A 23479-nucleotide genomic window follows, 5' to 3' on the forward strand; every position below is an offset into this window, starting at 1 on the left:
ATGGATACGAGTCTGCTGGCCGAGGTCCTGCTCACCCGGCTCGCGTGGAGCCTCCCGGTCGCCATCACGGCGACCGTCATCGCCGTCCTCGCGCTCGTGCGCCGGGACGACGGCCAGTGGTGGAAGTTCGTGATCGCCGGCTGCGCCGCACTCCTCCTCGCGCAGCTCGTGGGCCTCCTGGGGACCACGCTGCTGCTGGCGAACCACGACTTCCACCGCTTCCAGTGGATCACCTCGATCCCCACCCTCGTGCTCGACGTCCTGGCGCTGGGGCTGCTCGCAGCGGGCGCCTTCACCGGCCGCCGACCGACGGTCACCCCGCGATGAGCCTGCTCGTCGTCCAGCACCAGCGGACGTGCCCTCCGGGCCGCTTCGGCGACTGGCTCACTGACGCCGGCGTCGAGCTCGACGTGCGCCGCCCCGACTCCGGCGACTCCCTGCCGATCGACCTGTCGGGTCACGACGGCCTGCTCGTCCTCGGCGGCCAGATGGGCTGCCGCGACGACGAAGTGGCCCCGTGGCTGCCGGCCGTGCGTCAGCTCATCACCACCGCGGCGAAGGGGGCCACCCCCACCCTCGGCATCTGCCTGGGCCACCAGCTGGCCGCGGTCGCCCTCGGCGGCGAGGTCGGTCGCAACCCCGGCGGGCGCACCCTCGGTGTCCTGACGGTCGCCGGCACCGGCTCGCTCGCCGACGACCCCGTGCTCGCCGGAGCGGCCGGCGCGCCTGTGCCGCAGTGGAACGACGACGTCGTCACGCGACTGCCCGAGGGCGCCGTCGCCCTCGCCGACAACGAGCGCGGCGACCTCCTCCTGGCCCGCCTGGCCCCCACCGTCTGGGGCGTGCAGGGGCACCCCGAGGCAAACCTCGGCATCGTCACCGCGTGGGCGGACTCCGACGCGGGGGCACCCGAGCTGGCGGACATCGACGTACCCGCCGCGCTGGCCGCGGTCGCCGACGCACAGCCGGCCGTCGAGGCCGCGTGGCGGCCGGTCGCCGAGGCCTTCGCCCGGCTGCTCTGAGGTCTCAGCCCCCGACGACGAGGGCGGTCGCGACGGCGGCCGCGCCCTCGCCCCGGCCGGTGAGCCCGAGTCCGTCGGTCGTCGTGCCGCTGAGGCTGACGGGCGCACCGCACGCCGCGGACATCGCCTGCTGGGCCTCCTGACGACGGGTGCCGATCTTCGGGCGGTTGGCGACGACCTGCACGGCGACGTTGCCGATCTCGTAGCCCGCCTCGCGCACGAGCCGGGCCGCCTCGGCGAGCAGGGTGAGGCCCGAGGCGCCCGCGAGCTCGGGGCGGTCGGTGCCGAAGTGCTGACCGAGGTCACCGATGCCCGCCGCGGCGAAGAGCGCGTCGCACGCCGCGTGGCAGGCGACGTCGGCATCGGAGTGCCCCTCGAGACCGACCTCGCCGGGCCACAGCAGCCCACCGACCCACAGCTCGCGGCCCGAGTCCGGCGCCGCGAAGGCGTGGACGTCGACACCGATCCCGGTGCGCGGCAGCCGGGCGACCTCGTGTGCACTCATGGCGACAGTCTCGCAGCCGGGGATCACGCGCGGCCGCACCTGCGTTGGACGCAGCGTGACCCCCTTCGACTCCCTCGTCATCGGCGCCGGCCAGGCGGGGCTGTCCGCCAGCCACCACCTGCGCCGGCTCGGCATCCGCCACGTCGTGCTCGACGCCAACGAGCGCGCCGGCGGCGCCTGGCAGCACCGCTGGGACTCGCTGACGATGGCCGACGTGCACGGCGTCGCCGACCTGCCCGACGCCCCTGCACCGGGCGGCTCGCACGACCGCGCCAACGAGGTCATCGCCCGGTGGTTCGACGACTACGAGCAGGCCCACGACCTGCCGGTGCTCCGCCCGGTCAGGGTCGACCGGGTCACCGACGTCGGCGGCATGCTCCACGTGCACGCTGCACAGCGGACCTGGGTCACGCGCACCCTCGTCAACGCGACGGGGACGTGGACCCACCCCTTCGTCCCGACCTACCCGGGCCAGCGCGACTTCGCCGGGGAGCAGTGGCACACCGTCGCCTACCCGGGCCGCGAGCACTTCCGCGGCATGCGCGTGCTCGTCGTCGGGGGCGGCGCCTCCGCCGTCCAATTCATCGGCGAGCTCGCGACGATCGCCGAGATCACCTGGGTGACGCGGCGGCCACCGGTGTGGACCGACGAGTTCTCGGGACGGCGGGCGATCGAGCTCGTCGAGGAGCGGGTGCGCGAAGGGAGACCACCCGCCAGCGTCGTCTCGGTCACCGGGCTGTCGCTGCGGCCGCAGGAGATGGCCGCAGCCCGCACCGGGGTCTACGAGCGGCGGCGGCCGATCTTCGATCGGATCGAGCGTGACGGGGTGCGCTGGGCCGACGGCAGCTTCGTCGCGGCCGACGCGATCCTGTGGGCGACCGGATTTCGCCCCGCGGTGCGCCACCTGGCACCCCTCGGCCTGCGCAGCCAGCACGGCGGCATCGCGCTGCTGCCCGGATCACGCGACGTCCAGACCTCCGTGACGGCGGCCCGCGACCCGCGCGTCCAGCTCGTGGGCTACGGCCCGTCCGCCAGCACGATCGGCGGCAACCGGGCGGGCCGCGCGGCGGCCCTGGCCGTCCGTCGCCAGCTCAGCGGAGCAGCTGCTCCGCCCGGGTGAGGTCCGCTGGCGTCGTCACCTTGAGCGCTCGCTCGTCACCCTCGACGACGAGCACGTCGTGGCCGAGTGCCTCGACCATGGCCGCGTCGTCGGTGGCCGCCGCGCCGGCCGCGTGCGCCGCGGCGAGGACGGTCCGGTCGAAGCCCTGCGGGGTCTGCACCGCGCGCAGCGTCTCGCGGCGCGGAGTGGCCGTGATCCGCCCGTCGGGGCCGACGACCTTGATGGTGTCGACGACCGGGACCCCGGGGATGGCGCCGGTCGCGCCGGCGTCGAGTGCAGCGAGCACCCGCCAGAAGACGGTCGCAGGCGTCAGGCAGCGGGCCGCGTCGTGGACGAGCACCCGGTCGACCGTGGGCGACAACGCAGCCAGGCCGGCAGAGACCGAGTCGGTGCGCTCGGCCCCACCGGGCACGACCACGCAGCGCGTGGCACCGGAGTCGAGGCCGGCGACGAGGGCGCTCGCCTCACCGACGAGGTCCTCGGGCACGACGACGGCGATCTCGGCCGGCGTCGTCTCGAGCGCCCCGCTCACCGCGCGCTCGAGGATCGTCACCCCGGCCAGCTCGACGAAGGCCTTGGGCCGGTCGGCACCCAGGCGCGTGCCCGACCCCGCAGCCACGACGACGACGCCCACACCGTGACCGGTGTGGGCGTCGCACTGCTGGAGCAGTGAGTCGTTCAGGACGCGAGGACCTCGTCGAGGATGACCTCGGCCTTGTCCTCGTCCGTCTTCTCGGCGAGCGCGAGCTCGGAGACGAGGATCTGGCGCGCCTTGGCGAGCATCCGCTTCTCACCGGCGGACAGACCGCGGTCCTTCTCGCGGCGCCACAGGTCGCGGACGACCTCGGCCACCTTGATGACATCGCCCGAGGCCAGCTTTTCCAGGTTGGCCTTGTAGCGGCGCGACCAGTTGGTCGGCTCCTCCGCGTGCGGGGTGCGCAGCACCTCGAAGACGCGGTCGAGGCCCTCCTTGCCTACGACGTCGCGGACACCCACGAGGTCGCAGTTCTCGGCGGGCACCTCGATGGTCAGGTCACCCTGCGCCACCTTGAGCTTGAGGTACTGCTTGTCCTCACCCTTGATCTTTCGAATCTTGATCTCTTCGATCAGAGCAGCCCCGTGGTGGGGGTACACGACCGTCTCGCCGACCTTGAAAACCATGTGGAGATTTCCCCTTTCGCGACCTCCAGATTATCACGGCGTGTCGTAGGTCGCACAGTCGTCCGAGGGAGCAGAATGCCCCTCGCGCGCCCGCGGAGAGGCATGTCACGCGACCCCGCACGACCCCGGCACCGCCCCCCGCTAGGCTGTGCCCCGTGAAGCGCAACCTCGTCTCCCGCACCCCCGTCATCGCCCTCGCCGTGGCCCTGGCTGCCGGCACGGCTGGATGCTCGGTCAACTCCCCCTTCCAGACCGCCGAGACCATGGCGCTCGCCGACGGCGTCCCGGTCGACCTCGACGGGGCGCAGGTCCGCAATCTCGCCCTCGTCAGCGGCGAGAAGGGCGGCGACGCCACCGTCATCGGTGCCGTGGAAAACACCAGCGGCGAGGAGCTGACCTTCACGGTCGCCGTGAACGGCGGCAGCAAGGCCTCGACCAAGGTCCCGGCCCACGCCACGGTCAACCTCAGCTCCGAGGACAAGGTGACGCTGAGCAAGGTCGCCGCCGCCCCAGGCGACATGATCGACGTCGAGGTGAGCGACGGCGGTGCCGCGACTCCCGTGAGCATCCCCGTCCTCGACCCCACCGGCTACTACGAGGACTACGCACCCGAGGGCTGGACCCCCACCCCCACGCCGTCCGCGACGGAGGAGCACGGCGAGTCCGAAGGTCACTGACCCGCTCGASCKCTCACSGTGAGCGGGCTCAGCCCTCGAACTTGTAGCCCAGGCCGCGCACGGTGACGATGTGCACCGGCTTGGCCGGGTCGGGCTCGATCTTGGCCCGCAGCCGCTTGATGTGCACGTCCAGGGTCTTGGTGTCACCGACGTAGTCGCTCCCCCACACGCGATCGATGAGCTGCACGCGGGTGAGCACCCGGCCGACGTTGCGCAGCAGCATCTCGAGCAGCTCGAACTCCTTGAGCGGCAGCGAGATCTGCGTGCCGTCGACCGCCACGATGTGCCGGTCGACGTCCATCCGCACCGGGCCGCCCTCGATCGTCGCCGGCAGCAGCTCCTCCGGCTCGTTGTTGCGGCGCAGCACCGCCTTGATCCGGGCGAGCAGCTCGCGCGAGCTGTAGGGCTTGGTGACGTAGTCGTCCGCACCGATCTCGAGCCCGACGACCTTGTCGATCTCACCGTCCTTGGCGGTGAGCATGATGACGGGCACGTTGGACCGCTGCCGGATGGCCCGGCACACGTCGATGCCCGACAGGCCGGGGAGCATGAGGTCGAGGAGGACCAGGTCCGCACCGTCGGCGTCGAAGGCGGTGATGGCGTCGGGGCCGGTCTCGGCGACCGCGACGTCGTAGCCCTCCTTATCGAGCAGGTAGGACAGGGGGTCGGAGAAGGACACCTCGTCCTCGACCACGAGGATGCGGGTCATCAGCGGGACTCCTTGGGGGTGGTGGTGGGTGAGTGTGGTGTGTCGGCCTGCAGGGTTTCGGCCGCGGCAGGCAGGCGGATGGTGAAGGTCGATCCGTGGTCGCCGTCGCTCCACACCTGGATGTCGCCTCCGTGGTTGGCGCAGATGTGCTTGACGATCGACAGACCGAGCCCGGTCCCGCCGGTGGCCCGGGAGCGGGCGGCGTCCATCCGGTAGAAGCGCTCGAAGATCCGGGTCTGCTCGTGCTCCGGGATGCCCGGCCCCTGGTCGGTGACGGCGATCTCGACCGTGTCGCCCTGCAGTCGCGCACCGACCCCGACGGCGGTCCCGGCGTCGGCGTACGAGATGGCATTGCCGACGAGGTTGCGCACCGCCGTGATGAGCATGTCCTCGTCACCGCGGACGTAGAGGTCCGCGGCGACCTTGTCGGTCAGGGTGATCTGCTTGGCCTCGGCCTCGAGCCGCAGGTGGTCGAGCGCCAGGGCGACGACGTCCTCGATCTCGACGAGCTCGGGGTCCTGGAGCACCGGCGTGCCCTGCAGGCGCGAGAGCTCGACGATCTCCTTGATCAGGCTCGACAGACGCACCGCCTCGCCCTGCATGCGCCGTGCGAAGCGGTCGACGGCCTGCGGGTCGTCCTTGGCGTCCATGACGGCCTCGGCGAGCAAAGAGATGCCCCCGACCGGCGTCTTGAGCTCGTGGCTGACGTTGGCGACGAAGTCGCGGCGGGTCTCCTCGACGCGCCGCCCGTGGGTCTGGTCGTCGACGAGCAGCAGGAGGTTCTTCGCCCCGAGCGGCGCGACGCGCGCCGACACGTAGACGAGGGTGCTCAGCCCGGGGCGGGCCAGCTCGAGCTGCGCCTCGCGGATCACGCCGTCACGGGCCACCTGCTCGACCATGGACGCGATCTCCGGGTGGACGAGCTGTCCGTGTCGCACGAGCCCGTAGGTCACCGCGGCGGGCGAGGTCGTGATGACGCGGCCAGCACGGTCGACGACGACCCCGGAGGAGCGCAGCACGGCAAGGACGTCGCCGACGCCGTGGGGCACCTCCGGCTCCGGCTCTGGGGCGGCGGCGCGTTCGCGGTCACTCATGGTGATCGCGGCCCAGACGAGGAAGCCGATGAGCAGGCCGGCGACGCCACCGAGAATTGCCGCGGTCGTAGGCTGCACGTCACCGAGAGTACTTCTCCGTCAGGGCACACTGACACCGGGCGAGCGGTCGCGAGACGACCTCCTGCGGTGTTCACCTGCCCGCCGCAGGATGTTCACCGCGACCGCGTTCACTGGCCCGGGCACCTGCCCGTGCACACCGACGAAGGGGACACCATGCGCCAGATCTTCCACGACGAGCTCGAGCAGATCGCGAGCGACCTCGTCGAGCTGGCCGGGCTCGTCGCCACCGCGATCCGCCAGTCGACCGAGGCCCTCCTCGAGGCGGACGTGCAGCTCGCCGACCGGGTCATCGAGGGCGACCGGGCCATCGACGACCGCCGCAACGACCTCGACGCCCGCTCGGTCGACCTGCTCGCCCGACAGGCGCCGGTCGCGAGCGACCTGCGCACGGTCGTCGCCTCCATGCGCATGTCGAGTGACCTCGAGCGCATGGGCGACCTCGCCCGCCACGTCGCCCAGGTCGCGCGCATGCGCTACCCCGAGCAGGCCGTCCCCACCGAGCTGCGCGAGACCTTCATGCGCATGGGCAGCATCGCCGAGCGGATCGTCACCGAGGTCGCCGCGGTCATCCTCAGCCAGGACGTCGCGGCGGCCGGCGAGATCGAGCGGATCGACGACGAGCTCGACGTCCTCCACCGCGAGATGTTCACCCTGCTCGCCGAGGGCGCCTGGCAGCACGGCACGACGAGTGCCGTCGACGTCGCCCTCCTCAGCCGCTACTTCGAGCGCTTCGGCGACCACGCCGTCACCGTCGCGCGACGCGTCAACTTCCTCGTCACGGGTCAGGCCGGCGCCGTCGAGCTGCCCGAGGAGTCCGAGCGCAGCTGATCGCCCCGACGGTGAGGGCCCGCCGACGTGACGTCGGCGGGCCCTCACTCGTGCGGTCGGGTCAGCGACCCTGGTTGGCCACCGCGGCCGCCTCGGCGGCCGCTGCCTCGGGGTCGAGGTACTCGCCCGGACGCGTCGGCATGAAGTCCTCACCGAGGTCGTAGACGAGCGGCATGCCCGTGGGGATGTTGAGCGCCGCGATGTCCTCGTCGCTGATCCCGTCGAGGTGCTTGACGAGCGCGCGCAGCGAGTTGCCGTGGGCGGTGACGAGCACGGTGCGGCCAGCGGTCAGGTCCTCCCGGATCGGGCCCTCCCAGTACGGCATGAGGCGGGCGATGACGTCCTTGAGGCACTCCGTGCGCGGCACCTCGGGCAGGTCCGCGTAGCGCGGGTCGTCGGTCTGGGCGTACTCGTCGTCGGGCTCGATGGCCGGCGGCGGGGTGTCGAAGCTGCGGCGCCAGAGCATGAACTGCTCGTCGCCGTACTTGTCCCGGGTCGCCGCCTTGTCCAGGCCCTGCAGGGCGCCGTAGTGGCGCTCGTTGAGCCGCCAGTCGCGGCGCACGGGGATCCAGTGGCGGTCGGCGGCGTCGAGGGCCAGGTTGGCCGTCGTGATCGCGCGGCGCAGCACCGAGGTGTGGACGACGTCGGGCAGCAGGCCCGACTCCTTGATGAGGCGGCCTCCGCGGACGGCCTCCTCACGGCCCTTGTCGATGAGGTCGACGTCGACCCATCCGGTGAAGAGGTTCTTCTCGTTCCAGTCGGAGCGGCCGTGGCGGAGCAGGATGAGAGTCGACATGGCGCACAGCGTAACGACGCCGTCAGTCCTGCGCGGACCCGTCCGGGTGCTCGAGCACCGACCGGAAGGCCTCGAGGTTGCGCAGGGACTCGCCGCGCGAGACGCGCCAGTCCCACTCCTTCTGCATCGACGTGCGGAAGCCGAGGAGCAGCAACTCGTTGAAGGGCGCGTCGGCCGCCTCGAGCACGACGCCGAGCACCTGGTCGACGAGCTCCTCCGTCACGGCACGAAGGGGGACCCTCCCCCCGACGTAGACGTCACCGGAGGCGTCGATCGAGTAGGCGAGCAGGGGCATGCGCAGGTTGCGCCGCAGCAGGTAGCGGTAGAAGCGCTCGTGCTGCTCGTCCGCATTGCGGATGACGAAGGCCGAGACGGACAGGGCGCTCTCGCCGACGACGAGCGAGACGACGGTCTTGAGCTTCTTCTCCCCCGGGAGGGTGACGACGAGCTCGCCATCACGGGCACCCCCTTCGTGCTCCAGCTCGGCCTCGGTCACCACGCGGGTCACGACGTCGAGAGCGCGCTCGCGCTCGGTCTGCTCGGTCATCGGGCCACCTCCAGGGGCTCGGCGTTGACGGCACTGTGCTCGGCGACGGCGTCTTCGTAGACGTCGAGCAGCCGGTCGACGGTATCGGACCAGCCGAAGCCTTCGGCGTGCCGGCGTGCCCGGCCTCGCAGGTCCGCGGCCAGGTCGGGGTCGTCGATGATGCGGAGCATCGCCTCGGCCCACGTCGTCGGGTCGTGGTCGGGGACGAGGACCCCCGCGTCGCCGACGGCCGTCGGGAGGCCACCCACCTGGGCGGCGAGGACCACGGCGCCCGAGGCCTGGGCCTCGACGGCGACGAGACCGAAGGACTCGGTGTACGAGGGCACCGCGACCAGGTCGGCAGCCCGGTACCAGTCGGCGAGCTCGCTGCGGCTCACCGGGGCCGACAGGTGGAGCACGTCACCGACCCCGAGCTCCTCGCCGAGACGCTGCAGGCGGTCGGGGGCGCTCAGCCCGCGCCCGGAGGCACCGCCGAGCACGGCGACGACGAGCCGGTCACGCAGCTCGGGGCGCTGCTCGAGGATCTGCGCGGCGGCCCGGACGAGGACGTCGGGTGCCTTGAGCGGCTGGATCCGGCCGACGAAGAGAAGGACGAGCGCGTCCTCGCGCAGGCCCACCCGGGCCCGCGCCGCACTCCGGTCGCCCGGTGCGAAGCGGTCGAGGTCGACCCCAGGCGGCACGACGACGACGCGCTGCAGGTCGGCGTCGTAGTACTCGACGAGCTCGGCCGCCTCCTGTTCGGTGTTGGCGACGAGCCGGTCGGCGATCTCGACGACCTGGGCCTCACCGATCTCCCGGCCGGGGGGCTCGGGCACGTCGTCCGCGGCGAGCTGACGGTTCTTCACCCGCGCCATCGTGTGCATCGTGTGGACGAGCGGGACCTGCCACCGCTCGGCGACGAGCCAGCCCACCTGCCCGGAGAGCCAGTAGTGCGAGTGCGCGACGTCGTAGTGCCCCGCGGGGACCCGCGCGATCTCGCGCATCATGCCGGCGGCGAAGGCGCACAGCTGCCCGGGCAGATCCTCCTTGACGAGGCCCTCGTAGGGCCCGGCGTCCACGTGGCGCACCGTCACCCCGGGCAGCATCTCCACCGCGTCGGGCAGGTCCGTCGCCGTGCGCCGGGTGAAGATCTCCACCTCGACACCCCGCGCCGCGAGCTCGCGCGCGGACTCGACGACGTAGACGTTGAGCCCGCCCGCGTCACCGGTGCCGGGCTGGGCGAGGGGCGAGGTGTGCACGCTGATCATCGCCACCCGCCGGATGGGTCGTCCGGTCACTGCTCCACCGTCCTCCGGTAGCTCGTCATCGTCACGGTCGCGCTCGGCGACCACGTGTGCAGGTCGGTGTGCCCCGTGCGCCGCAGGTCGACCCCGCGGTGGGCCGGCCCCGGCCCGAGGCCGATGACCGTCCCGAGGTCCGTCGCGTAGGCGTCGGCGACCGACACGGCGCTCTCCCCGACCCACCACGCCCGCTTGCGCAGCAGACGGTCGGGCAGACCCGGCCCGCGGCCGACCGTCCCGAGCTCCTGGGCGGAGTGCACGACGACGGCGTCGGCCCCCTTCGCCTCGACGGTCAGGGAGATGCGCGAGGCCTGCAGCCGGACCGTCATCGTCACCGGCAGCCGGCCCTCGTCGTCGGTGAGCTCGCCCGACCAGGTGACCTCGCCCGCCCGGATGGACAGACGGTCCACGCGCAGGTTGCTCCACGTGGCATCGATGGCCTCGGTGCGCTCCTTGCCCGTGCCCTCGACGTGACCGGTCAGCGCGGAGACCGGTGAGCCGCCGCGCACGGTGCGGAAGAGGACGCGGCCACCGTTGGTCACCCGCAGCCCGGTCCCGTCGAGCTGGGCCGCGCGCCCCTGGCCGAGGGTCACGACGCCGCTCGCCTCGGGGGCCACGACGAGCAGCCCGGGCTGGACCGGCCGCAGGCCCGAGTCACGGCCGAGCGCCGGCGGGACCCAGATGACCGCGGCGAGCACGAGGGCAGCACTGAGCGAGAGGAGCAAGGACACCATGCTCCAGCTCACCCGTCGGTCCGCTCGCCACACATTCGTCAGCCTAGTTCGCGCGAGGACCTACGCTGCCTGCGTGTCCAGTCCCCGCCCCCTCGGCAGCATCACCCGAGGGACGACCAACCCCAACCGGCTGCGCCGTTGCGACCGGTGGTTGCTCGCGACCCACCGCGACCGTCTGACGAAGGGGGACCCGCCCCACCTCGTCGACCTCGGCCACGGCGCCTCCGGCGTGACGACCGTCGAGTGGGCCGACCGCGTGCAGGCGGTCCGCCCCGGCGCGACGGTCACCGGGCTGGAGATCGACCCCGAGCGGGTCGCGTCGGCGCAGGCCTGGGCCCGGCCCGGCGTGGACTTCAGGCTCGGTGGCTTCGAGGTGCCGGGGCGGCCGGCGCGGATCGTGCGGGCCTTCAACGTGCTGCGCCAGTACGACGAGACCGAGGTCGAGGGGCCGTGGCGCACGATGCTCGCCCGGCTCGACCCGCGCGGCCTGCTCGTCGAGGGCACGTGCGACGAGCTCGGCCGGCTCGGCAGCTGGGTCACGCTCGACGCCGACGGCCCGCAGACGCTCACGCTGTCGTGGCGGCTGCGCGACCTCGACGCGCACCGGCTCCCTTCGGTCGTCGCCGAGCGCCTGCCCAAGGCGCTCATCCACCGCAACGTCCCCGGCGAGCCGGTCCACGACCTGCTCCGTCTCGTCGACGACGCGTGGCGCCGGGCCGCTCCCTTCGCGCCGTACGGGGCACGGCAGCAGGCGGTGGCCGCCTTCGGTCAGGTCGCGGCGGTAGCCCCGGTCGTCGGGGGCCGGGACCGGTGGCGGCTCGGCGAGCTGACCCTGCCGTGGGCGGCCGTCGCCCCCCGCAGCGGACCGCTGGCTCAGCGCTGGTAGTCGTCCTCGAGACGCACGATGTCGTCCTCGTCGAAGGTGCCGTAGCCGACCTCGAGGACCCGGCATGGCTGCTCGCCGGAGTTGCCCATGCGGTGGACCTGACCCTGCGCGATCCACACCTGCTCGCCCGGCTGGGCGCTCCACGTCTCGTCACCCACGGTGACGTCGATCGGCCCGTCGAGCACCTGCCAGAACTCGGCCCGGTGCTGGTGGGTCTGCAGGGAGAGGCGCTGCCCGGGGTTGACCGTGATGACCTTGACCGTCGTCGGCTCGTTGAGGGTGAACTGCTGGAAGCTGCCCCACGGGCGCTCCGAGACGAACATGGCCTCGCGCGGGTCCGGCAGGTTGGTCACGACATCTCCCCTGGATCGTGGTCGCTGATCGATCGCCATTGTGCACGACTCACCGGCGGCGACCGAGGATCTCGTCGATCGCCGGGCGGACGTCGGCGAGGTAGACCCCCGCGACGACGATGCCGATGATCGCGAGCAGGCCGACGCCGCCGACCGCGGCGAGCCCCATGAGCGTGGCGATCGCCAGGGCCGCGACCCAGAAGGTCTTGGACTGCTTGCCGGTCGCCGTGAAGGCATCGGGCCGTTGCCGCACCGCGTGGACCAGGGCGAAGACCTCGGCCCCGAGCGCGAGGAGGGACAGGATGAGGACGATCGTCGCCTGGATGTCGCTGAAGATCTGCACGTCGGCAGCCTAGGCGGGCACGTCGAGGACGATGGTCACCGGACCGTCGGCGTGGATGTCGATCGCCATGTCCGCGCCGAACCGTCCGGTCGCGACCGACACCCCGAGATCGCGCAGTCCGTCGGCGACGGCCGCGACGACCGGCTCGGCCACCGGGCCGGGGGCCGAGGCATTCCACGACGGCCGCCGCCCCTTGCGCACGTCGGCGTGGAGGGTGAACTGGCTGACGACGAGGACCTGCGCGCCCCGGTCGAGGACCGAGGTCTCGTCGCGCAGCAGGCGCAGCTGGGCGATCTTGCGCACCGTCGTCGCGATCTCCTCCGGCCCGTCGTCGTGGGTCACCCCGACGAGCGCGACGAGCCCCTCGCCGATCTCGCCGACGACCTCGCCCGCCACCGTGACCCGAGCCGAGGTCACCCGCTGCAGCACCGTCCTCACGGGGTGCGCAGGTCGAGCACCTCGACGGCCCCGACGGGTCGGCCGTGCCCGAGCACCGGCTGGTCGGCCAGGTCCCGCAGCCCGGGGGTGTCGACGCCGAGCGTCAGGAGGGCCTGGGCGAGCAGCCCCCGCCGGGCCCGGGAGAAGGGCGCCCCGTCGGCGACCTTGACCGCCACGCCGCGCCCGTCGGCCAGTCCGGCCGCGTAGACCGACTCGGCGCCGTCCTTGGCGATGAGCCCCGGCACGGCCTGCATGAACTGGGTGACGTCCCGATCGGTGCCGCCGACCATGTGGGGGGCCGTGCGCATGGCGTCGGCGACCCTCCCTTCGTCCGTCGTGGGCTCCGCGGCGGCGAGCCGTCCGAAGGAGGCGGCCAGCCCGCGCAGCGGGACCGCGAAGAGCGGCGCGCCGCACCCGTCGACCGTCGTGTGGGTCACCTCGCCGACGACCTCGTCGGTCGTCGCCCGGATCGCCTGCTGCAGCGGGTGCTCGGGGTCGAGGTAGGTCTCGGTCGGCCAGTCGTTGACCCGGCACGTCGCGAGCATGCCCGCGTGCTTGCCCGAGCAGTCCTGGGCGACCGGCTCCGGGCCGCGACCGCCGGCCAGCCACCGCGCGTGCTCGAGCTCGCCGAGCGGCAAGGCGGGCGTGTTGCGCAGGGCAGAGAGGTCGAGACCCACCGTCGCGAGGATCTCGGCGGCCCCCTCGCGGTGGACCTGCTCCGCGGAGTGGCTCGAGCACACGAGTGCGAGCAGGTGCGGCGGCAGGTCGAGGCCGTGCCGGACCATCGCGAGCGCCTGGATCGGCTTGAGCGAGGACCGTGGCAGCACGGGGTCGTCGACCCGGCCGTGGCGAAGGGGGGTCCCCCCACCGGGGTCCGTGGCGACGAGCGTCGCGCGGTGGGCGGACTCGACGAAGCCCCCGCGGGTCACGTGGACCAGCACGGGGGCGTCGTCGAGAGCTGTGGTGTCGGGGGCCTGAGCGGTCACCCGCCGGAGGCTACCGGCTCACCACAGGGTCGGCTGCTCCGCCAAGGGAGCCGGACTCCTTCAGTCGCCGACCTTCTCGGTGGCCTTGGCAGCAGCGGTCGTAGTCTTGGCGGCCGTCTTCTTGGCGGCGGTCGCGGTCGACTTGGTCGCGGTGCGGGTGCGGGTCGCGGCCTTCTTGGCGGTGGTGCTCGTGCGCTTCGCGGCGGTGGTGGTGCGCTTGGCGGAGCCGGAGACGGCCTTCTTCGCCTTGGCGGTGTCGACCTTGACGTCGACGTCCACGGAGTCGGCGACGGCCTCGGCAGCCTTGGCGGCCTCCTTGCGACCGATGGTCAGCGTGGCCTTGGCGGAGCGCTCGACGTCGGCGACGGCCTTCTTGACGGTCGTGACGACACCCTTGCCCAGGGCGACGGTGGCCTCGGCCTGACCGACGAGGTCCTGGGTGGCCTTCTGCTTCTTGATGCGGGTGACGAGGGCCTCGCCGCGCTTGGTGAGGTCGGCGTAGTACGCCTGCGCGTCGGACGGGGCAGCCTTGACGCGGGCCTGGACCTTCTTGGGCTCCAGCTCGGCACGCAGGGCGGCGATCTGGGCGGTGTAGCCGCGGACGGTCTCGACGGTGAGGTCGGTGGCGCCGATGGTGGCGTAGGTCTGCTCGGTGACGACCTTCTTGACGGTGGTGGTGACGCTCATGAGGTGCTCCTTGGAGTGCTCTTGCGGGTGGACGTACGCGAACCCGACGACGCTGCCGAGCCCTTCGTGCTGGCCGCGGTCTTCTTCGCGGTGGTCGTGGTCGCCTTCTTCTTCGGCGTGGACTGCTGGGCCGCCTTGCGGGTGGCGCGGGCACGCGGCGTCGGGCGCGCAGGCCCGGCGTGGTCGTCCGCGGCGGTGACACCGACGAAGGACTCGTAGATCTCGAGCAGCGTCTGCCGCTGGCGCGAGGTGAGTGCGGGGTCGGTGGCGATCGCGGCGCGGGTCGTGGCCCCGGCCTCGGCGGCGGCGTCCTTGGGGTCGAGCAGCCCGGCCTGGACGTAGAGGGTCTCGGCGGAGATCGACAGGCCCTTGGCGATCTGCTGGAGGATCTCGGCGCTCGGCCGCTTGACCCCCCGCTCGATCTGGCTCAGGTAGGGGTTGGAGATCCCGGCGATCGCGGAGAGCTGGCGCAGCGACAGCTTCTTGGTGAGCCGCTGCTCGCGCAGGTACTCACCGAGGTTGTTGCCCAGGTTGCCCGGGAGGGCGTCCAGCGGGTTCTTCGACATGCCCCCAGTGTGCTTGCTCTAGTTAGCAACTGCAAGCCAAAGACAGCAGAAGGTGACCCGACTCACCCCCGGGGGACGACCACCGTCTGGGCGGCGGCGATGTCCGGGGCGACGAGCAGGTCGGCGGAGTCGTCGGTGTTGCGCTTGAGCACGGCGAGCGCGATCGGGCCGTCCTCGTGGTGCCGGGCCACGGAGGTGATCCGACCGACGACGCGCTCCCCGAGCGTGATCTCCGCGCCGGGGTCCGGGAGCGTGTGCCCGGAGCCGTCGAGGTGGACGAAGGCGAGCCGGCGCGGGGGTCGCCCGAGGTTGTGCACCCGGGCGATGGTCTCCTGACCGCGGTAGCACCCCTTGTGCAAGTGCACGGCCGTGCGCAGCCAGTCGAGCTCGTGGGCGATCGTCCGGTGGTCGGTCTCGGCCCCGAGACGGGGACGCCACGCGGCGATGCGCAGCGCCTCGGCGGCCCAGGTGCCGACGAGCTCGCGGTCACCGACCGCGGCGGCGACCTCGTCGACGGGGACGATGACCTCGCGCCAGCGCCGGTCGCGACCGGGGTGCTCCTCGACCGGCGGGCCGTAGAGGGCGGAGTCCCCGACGAGTCGGGGCCAGGGGTCGACCCAGGTCGGGGGCTCACCCTCGCTGCCCTCACGGTCGACGGTCTCGCCGAGCACCGCGTAGCGGTCCGAGACGTCGGCGACGTCGACCCGCAGCATGAAGCGCATCGAGTCCAGCCAGGCCGCCAAAGACGCCGCGGTGCCCGGCTCGACGGTGATCCAGGTCGTCTCACCGTCGTCGACGAGGTGCAGGGCGTGCTCGACGTGCCCCTTGGGCGTCAGCACGAGCGACTCGGCGGAGGTGCGCGGTGCGAGGCCGGTCAGCTGCTGCGAGGTCAGCGAGTGCAGCCACGAGAGCCGGTCCGGTCCGGTGACCGTGACGACCCCGCGGTGCGACAGGTCGACGACCCCCAGTCCCTCGGCGAGGATCCGCTGCTCCCGCATCGGGTCCCCGTAGTGGGCGGCAACCCCCGCGTCGAGACCCTCGCCCGGGACCGCGCCGGGCGCCTGCAGCAGGGGGGAGGTGCTCATGACCCCAATCTACGGCGTTCAGGGAGTCACCACCCCGGGCCCCTACCATGTGGCCATGCTCGAAGAATTCGCGGACGCCGACGACACCGTCGAGGAGTCCCGCCGCCCACGCCGGCGCCGTCGCGGCCGTCGCATCATCGGCTCGCTGCTCGCCCTCGCCCTCCTCGTCGCCGTCGGCGTCGGCGGCTACGGCTGGTTCCTCAGCAGCAAGGTCGACCGCAACCTCACGCACGAGGACCTCCTCGGCGCGAGCGCGGCCAAGACCGAGACCGCCAGCGGCAAGAAGCTCGTGAGCGACATGGGCACCAACTACCTGCTCATCGGCTCCGACGCCCGCCCCGGCGAGACCGCGAGCCGGTCCGACGTCATCCAGCTCGTCCACGTGCCGAGGGACCGCAAGGACGTGTGGATCATCCACTTCCCGCGCGACCTGTACGTCCCGATCCCCGGCCACGGCGAGGGCAAGATCAACGCCGCCTACGCCTACGGGCAGTCGCCCCTGCTCGTCGAGACGATCCAGGACCTCGTCGGGGTCAAGATCGACCACGTCGCCAAGACCGACTTCGAGGGCTTCAAGAACCTCACGGACGCCCTCGGGGGCGTCACGGTCACCAACCAGCACGCCAGCCCCGAGTACCCCGCCGGCCAGCTTGAGCTCGACGGCGACGAGGCCCTCGCCTACGTCCGCGAGCGCAAGACCCTCGCCGAGGGCGACATCTCCCGCGGGCAGCGGCAGCAGGCCTGGCTCAAGGCGATGATGGCGGAGACGCTCAGCCCCGGTGTGCTGCTCAACCCGAGCAAGCTCGGCAACGTCATCGAGGCCGGGACGAGCAACACCGTCGTCGACAACGACCTGACGACCGGCCGCATCCGCAGCGAGGCGATCAAGATGCGCAACGTGCGTGGCGGCGACATCCACTTCGTCACCGCGCCCTTCAGCGGCTACGGCACGACGAGCCGGGGCGAGTCGATCGACGTCCTCGACGAGCCCGGCATGGACCGCCTCTCCGACGCCCTGCGCACCGACGACATGGAGGGCTACGAGGAGTAGGGAGGGCGCTGCGCCCCCTGCCCTTCGAAGCGCTCGCCAGCGCCGTCTCGGGGGGTCACTCGACCCGCTTGAGCTCCGCCGAGAGGTGGCTCGTCATCGGCTGGCCCATCGCGGCCATGTCCATGACCCACATGAGGTTGGACTTCACGAGGCCGTACATGCGCTTGGCCGCGGAGTACTCCTTCGCGTGCGGGCTGCGGATGACCCCGTCGGTCTGCAGCTCGATCCGGCCCGGCTCCACCGTGCCGTAGTACATCTCGACGATGCCGGTGGGGTGGACGAGGAGCAGCTCCGCCTCCCCTTCGCCCCCGGCCCGCCAGAAGCCCAGCTCAGTGCCCGACGGACGCACCTTGTTGCCCTCGTCGTCGAGGATCCACGACTGGCTCTCCCACCGGAGGAAGGGGCGCGAGTCGTGGCTGACGACGATCTCCTGACCGAAGTTGGCCGACTCGATCGACGGGTAGCCGAGGACGCCGGCGCCCTCCCAGCGGCCGACGAGCCAGGCGAGGGGTGCGACATCGGGGTGGATCGTGGGATCGAGGGTGAACACGCGCCCATCGTAGACGCGGCGTCGACCGCCCGACCGCCCCGAGGAGTCGCTAGACGAGCGGCAGCCGAGCCACGAGGTGCACGAGCGGCGCGACGACGAGGACCGACGCGGTACCCGCGGCGAGCGCCCCGAGGGGGCCGTCGACGGCGGCTCGCTGGGCGAGGGCCCGACGCATCGCGGCGGCCGCCCCGGCACCGGCCACGCCGATGAGCGCCGGCCAGGCGGCGAGCTGACCGTCGATGACGAAGTGAGCGGCCAGCGCGGCGAGACCACCGACGAGCATGCCCGTCGGGATGAGCCACGGGCTCGCCCCCGGGCGCTCGAGGACCAGGTCGACGAGCGCCGCCACCGCGAGGGCGATGCCCACGACGACGACCGGCCCACCCCCGCCGACGAAGACCGTGCTGACGAAGAGCCCGCCGCCGCCGATCGTCAGCAGGCCGAGGGCCGTGCCGGACAAGGAGGTCGCCAGGTGCACCCGCGCGGGGGCGTGGACGAGGGGGTGGAGGCACATGCCGATGACGCCGAGGGCGATCGCCGCCGGGACGTGCTCGAGGTAGGGCTCGCGGTCCTGCACGGCCAGGGCTGCGCCGAGCGCCAGCGCGGTGACCGCGAGGACCACGGTCATGCCGACGTGGCTGCGTGGAGCGACGAGCGGGGGCCAGCCGATCGCCACGGCGAGACCGATGGTCACGATCGTCACGATCTCGACGACGCGCTCCCCCGAGGCGCCTGCGGCGCTCAGGGCGAGCCCGGCCACGACGGTCGCGGCGACCACGACGGGCCGTGGCCGCGTCGCCGGGGCCGTCGGGTCGACTCCCCGGTCCGCGCCCGCACGCTGCGTGCGGCGCGAGGCTCGGGTCTCGTGCTCGGCGGGTACATCTGTGGTCACGTGGCGAGGGTAGCCGCCCGTTCACGCATATTCTTGGGGGCGATGGCCAGACTGCTCCTCCTCACGGACGACCTGGCGCCCAGCGCAGAGATCCTCCCTGCCCTCGGGCTGCTGGGCCATCACGTGCGCACGCTCCCTGCCGAGGCGGCCGCCGTCATCGAGGCCCCGGCCGTCGACGTCGTCCTCGTCGATGCCCGCACCGAGCTGGTCCAGGCGCGCTCGCTCTGCCGCGTCCTGAGCGCCACCGGCACCGGCGCCCCGGTCATCGCGATCCTCACCGAGGGGGGCCTGACCGCCGTGACCGCCGAGTGGTCGGTCGACGACGTCGTCGTCGAGGGGGCCGGTCCCGCCGAGGTCGAGGCCCGGCTGCGCCTGGCGATGACCCGCACCGCCGAAGCCGACGCGGAGGACGACGAGCGGATCGTCGCCGGCGACCTGACGATCGACGAGAGCAGCTACTCCGCCCGGCTCGGGACGCGGCTGCTCGACCTGACCTACAAGGAGTTCGAGCTCCTCAAGCACCTCGCCCAGCACCCGGGTCGCGTCTTCACCCGGGCCCAGCTCCTCCAGGAGGTCTGGGGCTACGACTACTACGGAGGGACCCGCACCGTGGACGTCCACGTCCGACGCCTGCGCGCCAAGCTCGGCAGCGAGCACGAGCAGCTCATCGGCACGATCCGCAACGTCGGCTACCGCTTCGTCCCCGACCGCGGCGACGAGCTCACCGAGACGGGGGGCGAGGTCTCGTGACCTGGTCTCCCACCCCCTTCGTCGAGCTGGCTCCCGAGCAGGTCGAGCAGGTGCGCGCCGCTGCGTCGGCCGTGGCCTCCGCCGACGGGGTCGAGCCGCTCAGCGAGGCCTTCCTCCTCGCTCTCCCCCGGGCCGGCGACCACCTCCTCGTCACGGAAGGCGACCGCCTGCTCGGCTACGCGGCCACGCTGGCCGACGGCTCGCTCGAGGCCTTCGTCGTCCCCGACGCCCGGGGTGAGGGCACCGGGACCGCCCTGCTGACCACCGCCCTCGAGCGGCGCCCCGACGCCCGCCCCTGGGCCCACGGCGACCTGCCCGCCGCCCGCGCGCTCGCCGACCGCCTCGCGCTGCACGTCGTGCGCGAGCTGCTCGTCCTCGCCCGCCCGGTCGGGCCCGGCGACGAGATCGACCCGCAGCTGCCCGACGGGATCCGCCACCGGACCTTCCGACCCGGTGAGGACGACGCCGCACTCCTGGCCGTCAACGCGGCGGCCTTCGCCCACCACCCCGAGCAGGGGAGTCTCGACGCCGACGGTCTCGCCGAGCGGGCCGCTCAGCCCTGGTTCGACCCCGAGGGGCTCATCCTCCTCGAGGACGACGACCCGAGCCGTCTCGCCGGATTCCATTGGACCAAGATCGACCCGCCCGGCGGGAGCACCGGCGAGGTCTACGTCGTCGGCGTCCACCCCGAGCTGCACGGCCGGGGGCTCGCCGGCTCGCTGACCCGGCTCGGCCTGGCCCACCTCGCCCGACGCGGCGTCGTGGACGTCGAGCTGTACGTCGAGGGCGACAACGAACCCGCCCTCGCGACCTACCGCAGGGCCGGCTTCGAGCGGCGGGCCGTGCACGTGATGTATTCACGCGAGGTTCACCCCGCAGTGACAGGATGAGGTGCATGTCCGACGCTTCCTCCCCCGTGCCCCGCCCTGCCGTGACCGCGCGCCCGGGCACTGGTCCCGCCGGAGACATCTCGATCACCTCCTCGTCCCCCGCCGCGACGCCCGAGCTGCGCCCGCGGGCGGCCAACGGCCGCTTCGTCCGCGCCGGCGGCAGCGACGACGCGGACGAAGCGCCAGACCTGCCCGTCGACCGCTTCCTCGACCGCGAGATCAGCTGGCTGCAGTTCAACGAGCGCGTGCTCCAGCTCGCGGCCGACGAGTCCGTGCCGCTCCTGGAGCGCGCCCGCTTCCTCGCGATTTTCACGAGCAACCTCGACGAGTTCTTCATGGTCCGGGTCGCCGGGCTCAAGCGCCGCATCGCCACCGGCATCGCGGTGCGCAGCCCCTCCGGGCTCGAGCCGCGCGAGGTGCTCGAGCAGATCTCGCGCATCGCCCACGACCTCACGGCCGTGCAGACCCGCATCTTCGAGGACTCGGTCCGCCCCGCGCTCGTCGACGAGGGCATCAGCATCGTGCGCTGGAGCGAGGTCGAGCCCGCCGAGCAGGAGCGGCTCGGCGAGCTCTTCGGCAGCGAGATCTACCCGGTCCTCACCCCGCTCGCCGTCGACCCGGCCCACCCCTTCCCCTACATCTCCGGGCTCTCGCTCAACCTCGCCGTCATCCTCATCAACCCCAAGACGGGCAAGGAGCACTTCGCGCGGATCAAGATGCCGCCCTCGCTCCCGCGCTTCCTCAAGGTGCGGCGGGCGACGGCCTCGGTGACCTCCGACCTCTTCGAGGCGCGCTTCGTGCCGCTCGAGGACGTCATCGCCGCCCACCTCGACCAGCTCTTCCCCGGCATGGAGGTGCACGAGCACTACTCCTTCCGCGTCACCCGCAACGAGGACCTCGAGGTCGAGGAGGACGACGCCGAAAATCTGCTCGCCGCCCTCGAGAAGGAGCTGACCCGGCGCCGCTTCGGCCCGCCGGTGCGTCTCGAGGTCGAGGAGGACCTCGACGACCACGTCATGGAGCTGCTCTCGCGCGAGCTCGGCGTCACCGACGACGAGGTCTACCGTCTGCCGGCACCGCTCGACCTGCGCGGTCTCAACGAGATCGCCGACATCGACCGGACCGACCTGCACTTCCCTCCCTTCGTCGCCCGGACCAATGCCGACCTGGCGCCGGCGGAGTCCTCCAAGGCCGCCAACCTCATCGGCCGCATCGCCCGGCAGGACGTGCTGCTCCAGCACCCCTACGACTCCTTCTCGACCTCGGTGCAGGCCTTCATCGAGCAGGCCGCCGCTGACCCGCAGGTCCTCGCGATCAAGCAGACGCTCTACCGGACCAGCGGCGACAGCCCGATCGTCGACGCCCTCATCGACGCCGCCGAGGCCGGCAAGCAGGTGCTCGCCGTCGTCGAGATCAAGGCGCGCTTCGACGAGCAAAACAACATCGAGTGGGCCCGCAAGCTCGAGCACGCCGGCGTCCACGTCGTCTACGGCATCGTCGGCCTCAAGACCCACTGCAAGCTGGCGCTCGTCGTGCGGCAGGAGGCCGACGGGGTCAAGCGCTACTGCCACGTCGGCACCGGCAACTACAACCCCAAGACCGCGCGCCTCTACGAGGACATGGGGCTGCTCACCTCCGACCCCGTCGTCGGTGAGGACCTGACCCGCCTCTTCAACCAGCTGTCGGGGCTCGCGCCACGCAGCAAGTTCAAGCGTCTGCTCGTCGCACCCCGCAGCATCCGCGACGGACTCGTCGAGCGGATCGACAAGCAGATCGCCCGCCAGGAGCGCAGCGGCGACGGCTACGTCGCCGTCAAGGTCAACTCCCTCGTCGACGAGCGGACGATCGACGCCCTCTACCGCGCGAGCAACGCGGGGGTCCGCGTCGACGTCTGGGTCCGCGGCATCTGCGCCCTGCGCCCGGGCATCGACGGCCTGAGCGCCAACATCCGGGTGCACTCCGTGCTCGGCCGCTTCCTCGAGCACTCCCGCGTCTTCCTCTTCGGGCAGGGCGAGGACCGGGAGGCGTGGATCGGCTCGGCCGACCTCATGCACCGCAACCTCGACCGACGCGTCGAGGCCCTCGTGCGCATCAGCGAGCCACGCCACGTCGACCAGATCTTCGATCTCGTGACGCGTGGCATGTCCGGCGACTACGCCCACTGGAGCCTCGACGGCGACGGGCGCTGGACCCGGGTGCACCAGGGCCCCGACGGGTCCCCGCTGCCCGACATCCAGGCCGCCCTCATCGCGATGCACGCCAAGCGGCGCCGCAAGGCGCGGCGCTGACGATGGCCACCGTCCTGGCCGCGGGCACCCTGCCGTGGCGACGTCGGCGCGGGCGACTGCAGGTCGCCCTCGTCCACCGTCCCCGGTACGACGACTGGTCGTGGGCCAAGGGCAAGCTCGACCCCGGCGAGACCTTCCCCGTCGCCGCGGTGCGCGAGACCCTCGAGGAGACGGGGCTGCGCGTGCGGCTCGGGCACCCGCTGCCGACCACGACCTACACGGTCGCGACGAAGTCCGGCCCCGCGGTCAAGGAGGTGCGCTACTGGGCCGCCGAGGTGACCGGCGGCGTCGGCGGGCTCGTCCACGAGGTCGACGAGGTCGCCTGGCTCGAGGCCGACGCGGCCCGTGCGACGCTTACCTACCCGCACGACCTCGCCCAGCTCGACGCCCTCGTCGCCGCGGACGCGCAGGGGAGCCTGACGACCTGGCCCCTCGCCGTGCTCCGCCACGCCAAGGCCCGCCCCCGCGCCTCGTGGACGGACGACGACTGGCTGCGGCCCCTCGACGACCAGGGGCGTGCACAGGCGGCCGACCTGGTCCCCCTCCTCGCCGGCTACGGCATCGAGCGACTCGTCAGCAGCCCCTCGACCCGGGCGAGCGACACCCTCGCCCCCTACGCCACCGCCTCCGGCGGACGCCTGCGCCTCAAGCCCGGCTTGTCCGAGGAGGGTTACGCCGAGGACCCCAGCCGCGCCGGCCACCACCTCAACCGGTTGCTCGAGCGGGGTGTCCCCGCCTGCCTGTGCAGCCACGGGCCGGTCCTGCCCGACCTCGTGGCCCGGGTGCACGAGCGGGTCGACCCACGCCTGGCCCCCGGTCTCGTCGCGCGGTCCGTCGTCGACGACGCCGTCGGCTCCGGCCTGGCGAAGGGAGAGGTCCTCGTCGCCCACGTCGTGGGCACCGGCGAGGACGCGCGGGTGGTCGCTGCGGAGCGGCACCACCCCCTCGACCGCGGCTGAGGACCGGCGCGGCGAAGACCGGACGCCGGCTCCCCATACCCCGAGGACGCACGCGGCGCGACCGGACCACGCATTGTGCAGGTCTGATTCATCGACTGTTCACCGGTTGCGGCCCTTGCGGTCACCGTCGCTCCCTACCTTCGTCGTGTACGACCACGGCGGTCGCGGCGGGCTGCCCTCGTCGCGCGTCCGTGTCCACCC

The 23479-nt window shown here is 72.6% G+C and carries 29 protein-coding genes; 11 read left to right on the top strand and 18 right to left on the bottom strand.

Annotated elements, in window-relative coordinates:
• On the top strand, positions 1 to 327 hold the full coding sequence (locus AB4Y78_RS02725) for a hypothetical protein (RefSeq protein WP_007927248.1): 327 nt from the start codon (positions 1 to 3) through the stop codon (positions 325 to 327).
• Positions 324 to 1022 carry a type 1 glutamine amidotransferase gene (locus tag AB4Y78_RS02730; RefSeq protein WP_441714909.1) on the top strand — a complete coding sequence of 233 codons (699 nt, stop codon included), beginning with the start codon at positions 324 to 326 and terminating at the stop codon, positions 1020 to 1022. Before AB4Y78_RS02725 ends, AB4Y78_RS02730 begins: the two co-directional genes overlap by 4 nt.
• 4 nt (positions 1023 to 1026) lie before the next feature.
• Here the strand turns inward: AB4Y78_RS02730 and ispF are convergent, their stop codons facing one another.
• The gene (gene ispF, locus AB4Y78_RS02735) at positions 1027 to 1527 is read right to left on the bottom strand and encodes a 2-C-methyl-D-erythritol 2,4-cyclodiphosphate synthase (RefSeq protein ID WP_040881212.1); all 501 of its coding nucleotides are present in this window, start codon (positions 1525 to 1527) and stop codon (positions 1027 to 1029) included.
• Between the two features lie 55 nt (positions 1528 to 1582).
• Here ispF and AB4Y78_RS02740 point away from each other — a divergent pair, with 55 nt between their 5' ends.
• Positions 1583 to 2647 carry an NAD(P)-binding domain-containing protein gene (locus tag AB4Y78_RS02740; RefSeq protein ID WP_441714966.1) on the top strand — a complete coding sequence of 355 codons (1065 nt, stop codon included), beginning with the start codon at positions 1583 to 1585 and terminating at the stop codon, positions 2645 to 2647.
• On the opposite strand, the gene ispD is transcribed toward AB4Y78_RS02740, so the two are convergent.
• Both ispD and AB4Y78_RS02750 read right to left on the bottom strand, forming a co-directional pair.
• Complete coding sequence (gene ispD, locus AB4Y78_RS02745; RefSeq protein ID WP_282070612.1) at positions 2619 to 3281, bottom strand: 2-C-methyl-D-erythritol 4-phosphate cytidylyltransferase; 663 nt, start codon at positions 3279 to 3281, stop codon at positions 2619 to 2621. The two genes, AB4Y78_RS02740 and ispD, sit on opposite strands and share 29 nt — an antisense overlap.
• Before the next feature lie 44 nt (positions 3282 to 3325).
• Positions 3326 to 3808 carry a CarD family transcriptional regulator gene (locus AB4Y78_RS02750; protein WP_007927253.1) on the bottom strand — a complete coding sequence of 161 codons (483 nt, stop codon included), beginning with the start codon at positions 3806 to 3808 and terminating at the stop codon, positions 3326 to 3328.
• 155 nt (positions 3809 to 3963) lie between these two features.
• On the opposite strand from AB4Y78_RS02750, the gene AB4Y78_RS02755 reads away from it, so the two are divergent.
• Positions 3964 to 4485, top strand: a complete 522-nt coding sequence (locus AB4Y78_RS02755) for a hypothetical protein (RefSeq protein ID WP_282070611.1) — start codon at positions 3964 to 3966, stop codon at positions 4483 to 4485.
• 28 nt (positions 4486 to 4513) lie between these two features.
• Here the strand turns inward: AB4Y78_RS02755 and AB4Y78_RS02760 are convergent, their stop codons facing one another.
• Both AB4Y78_RS02760 and AB4Y78_RS02765 read right to left on the bottom strand, forming a co-directional pair.
• Positions 4514 to 5194: a response regulator transcription factor gene (locus AB4Y78_RS02760; RefSeq protein ID WP_007927255.1), complete on the bottom strand. Its 681-nt coding sequence runs from the start codon at positions 5192 to 5194 to the stop codon at positions 4514 to 4516.
• The gene (locus AB4Y78_RS02765) at positions 5194 to 6366 is read right to left on the bottom strand and encodes a sensor histidine kinase (RefSeq protein WP_007927257.1); all 1173 of its coding nucleotides are present in this window, start codon (positions 6364 to 6366) and stop codon (positions 5194 to 5196) included. Before AB4Y78_RS02765 ends, AB4Y78_RS02760 begins: the two co-directional genes overlap by 1 nt.
• Before the next feature lie 156 nt (positions 6367 to 6522).
• On the opposite strand from AB4Y78_RS02765, the gene phoU reads away from it, so the two are divergent.
• Positions 6523 to 7197, top strand: a complete 675-nt coding sequence (gene phoU / locus AB4Y78_RS02770; protein ID WP_040881213.1) for a phosphate signaling complex protein PhoU — start codon at positions 6523 to 6525, stop codon at positions 7195 to 7197.
• A gap of 61 nt (positions 7198 to 7258) precedes the next feature.
• On the opposite strand, the gene AB4Y78_RS02775 is transcribed toward phoU, so the two are convergent.
• The 4 genes from AB4Y78_RS02775 to AB4Y78_RS02790 are packed head-to-tail and all read right to left on the bottom strand — an operon-like array spanning position 7259 to position 10554.
• Positions 7259 to 7993 (bottom strand): phosphoglyceromutase, encoded by a 735-nt coding sequence (locus tag AB4Y78_RS02775; protein WP_007927262.1) that lies wholly within the window; start codon positions 7991 to 7993, stop codon positions 7259 to 7261.
• A gap of 22 nt (positions 7994 to 8015) precedes the next feature.
• On the bottom strand, positions 8016 to 8540 hold the full coding sequence (locus AB4Y78_RS02780; protein WP_007927264.1) for a YbjN domain-containing protein: 525 nt from the start codon (positions 8538 to 8540) through the stop codon (positions 8016 to 8018).
• The gene (gene mshA, locus AB4Y78_RS02785) at positions 8537 to 9817 is read right to left on the bottom strand and encodes a D-inositol-3-phosphate glycosyltransferase (protein ID WP_282070609.1); all 1281 of its coding nucleotides are present in this window, start codon (positions 9815 to 9817) and stop codon (positions 8537 to 8539) included. Before mshA ends, AB4Y78_RS02780 begins: the two co-directional genes overlap by 4 nt.
• Positions 9814 to 10554, bottom strand: coding sequence for a hypothetical protein (locus tag AB4Y78_RS02790; protein WP_282070608.1), 741 nt, complete (start codon positions 10552 to 10554; stop codon positions 9814 to 9816). Before AB4Y78_RS02790 ends, mshA begins: the two co-directional genes overlap by 4 nt.
• Positions 10555 to 10627: 73 nt before the next feature.
• On the opposite strand from AB4Y78_RS02790, the gene AB4Y78_RS02795 reads away from it, so the two are divergent.
• The gene (locus AB4Y78_RS02795) at positions 10628 to 11440 is read left to right on the top strand and encodes a class I SAM-dependent methyltransferase (RefSeq protein WP_282070607.1); all 813 of its coding nucleotides are present in this window, start codon (positions 10628 to 10630) and stop codon (positions 11438 to 11440) included.
• On the opposite strand, the gene AB4Y78_RS02800 is transcribed toward AB4Y78_RS02795, so the two are convergent.
• The 7 genes from AB4Y78_RS02800 to ygfZ form a co-directional block, all read right to left on the bottom strand.
• The gene (locus AB4Y78_RS02800) at positions 11428 to 11793 is read right to left on the bottom strand and encodes a phosphomannose isomerase type II C-terminal cupin domain (RefSeq protein WP_282070606.1); all 366 of its coding nucleotides are present in this window, start codon (positions 11791 to 11793) and stop codon (positions 11428 to 11430) included. The genes AB4Y78_RS02795 and AB4Y78_RS02800 overlap by 13 nt on opposite strands.
• A 49-nt stretch (positions 11794 to 11842) precedes the next feature.
• Entirely contained in the window at positions 11843 to 12136 is a 294-nt protein-coding gene (locus AB4Y78_RS02805; protein WP_265230576.1) for a DUF2516 family protein, read from the bottom strand.
• Positions 12137 to 12145: 9 nt separating this feature from the next.
• The gene (gene dtd / locus AB4Y78_RS02810) at positions 12146 to 12574 is read right to left on the bottom strand and encodes a D-aminoacyl-tRNA deacylase (protein ID WP_282070605.1); all 429 of its coding nucleotides are present in this window, start codon (positions 12572 to 12574) and stop codon (positions 12146 to 12148) included.
• Positions 12571 to 13560 (bottom strand): asparaginase, encoded by a 990-nt coding sequence (locus AB4Y78_RS02815; RefSeq protein ID WP_306512091.1) that lies wholly within the window; start codon positions 13558 to 13560, stop codon positions 12571 to 12573. Before AB4Y78_RS02815 ends, dtd begins: the two co-directional genes overlap by 4 nt.
• Positions 13561 to 13620: 60 nt before the next feature.
• The gene (locus AB4Y78_RS02820; RefSeq protein WP_441714915.1) at positions 13621 to 14247 is read right to left on the bottom strand and encodes a hypothetical protein; all 627 of its coding nucleotides are present in this window, start codon (positions 14245 to 14247) and stop codon (positions 13621 to 13623) included.
• Entirely contained in the window at positions 14244 to 14813 is a 570-nt protein-coding gene (locus AB4Y78_RS02825) for a helix-turn-helix domain-containing protein (protein ID WP_282070602.1), read from the bottom strand. The genes AB4Y78_RS02820 and AB4Y78_RS02825 overlap by 4 nt, the downstream gene beginning before the upstream one ends.
• 62 nt (positions 14814 to 14875) lie before the next feature.
• Entirely contained in the window at positions 14876 to 15898 is a 1023-nt protein-coding gene (ygfZ, locus tag AB4Y78_RS02830) for a CAF17-like 4Fe-4S cluster assembly/insertion protein YgfZ (protein ID WP_306512094.1), read from the bottom strand.
• Positions 15899 to 15953: 55 nt separating this feature from the next.
• Here ygfZ and AB4Y78_RS02835 point away from each other — a divergent pair, with 55 nt between their 5' ends.
• Positions 15954 to 16949 (top strand): LCP family protein, encoded by a 996-nt coding sequence (locus AB4Y78_RS02835; RefSeq protein ID WP_282070601.1) that lies wholly within the window; start codon positions 15954 to 15956, stop codon positions 16947 to 16949.
• A gap of 55 nt (positions 16950 to 17004) precedes the next feature.
• On the opposite strand, the gene AB4Y78_RS02840 is transcribed toward AB4Y78_RS02835, so the two are convergent.
• A complete protein-coding gene (locus AB4Y78_RS02840; protein ID WP_128277297.1) occupies positions 17005 to 17499 on the bottom strand; it encodes an FABP family protein in 495 nt (164 codons plus the stop codon).
• A 49-nt stretch (positions 17500 to 17548) separates the two neighbouring features.
• Positions 17549 to 18391, bottom strand: a complete 843-nt coding sequence (locus AB4Y78_RS02845; RefSeq protein WP_441714917.1) for a hypothetical protein — start codon at positions 18389 to 18391, stop codon at positions 17549 to 17551.
• Positions 18392 to 18433: 42 nt separating this feature from the next.
• Between AB4Y78_RS02845 and AB4Y78_RS02850 the strand changes: the two genes are divergently transcribed.
• The 4 genes from AB4Y78_RS02850 to AB4Y78_RS02865 are packed head-to-tail and all read left to right on the top strand — an operon-like array spanning position 18434 to position 23278.
• The gene (locus AB4Y78_RS02850) at positions 18434 to 19141 is read left to right on the top strand and encodes a response regulator transcription factor (RefSeq protein WP_040881214.1); all 708 of its coding nucleotides are present in this window, start codon (positions 18434 to 18436) and stop codon (positions 19139 to 19141) included.
• Positions 19138 to 20031 carry a mycothiol synthase gene (mshD, locus tag AB4Y78_RS02855; RefSeq protein WP_441714920.1) on the top strand — a complete coding sequence of 298 codons (894 nt, stop codon included), beginning with the start codon at positions 19138 to 19140 and terminating at the stop codon, positions 20029 to 20031. Before AB4Y78_RS02850 ends, mshD begins: the two co-directional genes overlap by 4 nt.
• A gap of 5 nt (positions 20032 to 20036) precedes the next feature.
• Positions 20037 to 22319 carry an RNA degradosome polyphosphate kinase gene (locus tag AB4Y78_RS02860; protein ID WP_282070598.1) on the top strand — a complete coding sequence of 761 codons (2283 nt, stop codon included), beginning with the start codon at positions 20037 to 20039 and terminating at the stop codon, positions 22317 to 22319.
• Positions 22320 to 22321: 2 nt separating this feature from the next.
• Entirely contained in the window at positions 22322 to 23278 is a 957-nt protein-coding gene (locus tag AB4Y78_RS02865; RefSeq protein WP_282070597.1) for an NUDIX hydrolase, read from the top strand.
• Positions 23279 to 23479 lie beyond the last annotated feature (201 nt).

The organism is Janibacter sp. RAF52 (assembly GCF_052114035.1).
In the GTDB taxonomy this organism is placed as follows: Bacteria; Actinomycetota; Actinomycetes; order Actinomycetales; family Dermatophilaceae; genus Janibacter; species Janibacter hoylei.

What these genes read in the sequence shown, in the direction of transcription:
- AB4Y78_RS02725 (WP_007927248.1), top strand. Translation starts at nt 1, where the DNA reads ATGGATACGAGTCTGCTGGCCGAGGTCCTGCTCACCCGGCTCGCGTGG.
- AB4Y78_RS02730 (WP_441714909.1), top strand. Translation starts at nt 324, where the DNA reads ATGAGCCTGCTCGTCGTCCAGCACCAGCGGACGTGCCCTCCGGGCCGC.
- ispF (WP_040881212.1), bottom strand. Translation starts at nt 1,527, where the DNA reads ATGAGTGCACACGAGGTCGCCCGGCTGCCGCGCACCGGGATCGGTGTC.
- AB4Y78_RS02750 (WP_007927253.1), bottom strand. Translation starts at nt 3,808, where the DNA reads ATGGTTTTCAAGGTCGGCGAGACGGTCGTGTACCCCCACCACGGGGCT.
- AB4Y78_RS02760 (WP_007927255.1), bottom strand. Translation starts at nt 5,194, where the DNA reads ATGACCCGCATCCTCGTGGTCGAGGACGAGGTGTCCTTCTCCGACCCC.
- phoU (WP_040881213.1), top strand. Translation starts at nt 6,523, where the DNA reads ATGCGCCAGATCTTCCACGACGAGCTCGAGCAGATCGCGAGCGACCTC.
- AB4Y78_RS02775 (WP_007927262.1), bottom strand. Translation starts at nt 7,993, where the DNA reads ATGTCGACTCTCATCCTGCTCCGCCACGGCCGCTCCGACTGGAACGAG.
- AB4Y78_RS02780 (WP_007927264.1), bottom strand. Translation starts at nt 8,540, where the DNA reads ATGACCGAGCAGACCGAGCGCGAGCGCGCTCTCGACGTCGTGACCCGC.
- AB4Y78_RS02790 (WP_282070608.1), bottom strand. Translation starts at nt 10,554, where the DNA reads ATGGTGTCCTTGCTCCTCTCGCTCAGTGCTGCCCTCGTGCTCGCCGCG.
- AB4Y78_RS02820 (WP_441714915.1), bottom strand. Translation starts at nt 14,247, where the DNA reads ATGAGCGTCACCACCACCGTCAAGAAGGTCGTCACCGAGCAGACCTAC.
- AB4Y78_RS02825 (WP_282070602.1), bottom strand. Translation starts at nt 14,813, where the DNA reads ATGTCGAAGAACCCGCTGGACGCCCTCCCGGGCAACCTGGGCAACAAC.
- ygfZ (WP_306512094.1), bottom strand. Translation starts at nt 15,898, where the DNA reads ATGAGCACCTCCCCCCTGCTGCAGGCGCCCGGCGCGGTCCCGGGCGAG.
- AB4Y78_RS02835 (WP_282070601.1), top strand. Translation starts at nt 15,954, where the DNA reads ATGCTCGAAGAATTCGCGGACGCCGACGACACCGTCGAGGAGTCCCGC.
- AB4Y78_RS02850 (WP_040881214.1), top strand. Translation starts at nt 18,434, where the DNA reads ATGGCCAGACTGCTCCTCCTCACGGACGACCTGGCGCCCAGCGCAGAG.
- AB4Y78_RS02860 (WP_282070598.1), top strand. Translation starts at nt 20,037, where the DNA reads ATGTCCGACGCTTCCTCCCCCGTGCCCCGCCCTGCCGTGACCGCGCGC.
- AB4Y78_RS02865 (WP_282070597.1), top strand. Translation starts at nt 22,322, where the DNA reads ATGGCCACCGTCCTGGCCGCGGGCACCCTGCCGTGGCGACGTCGGCGC.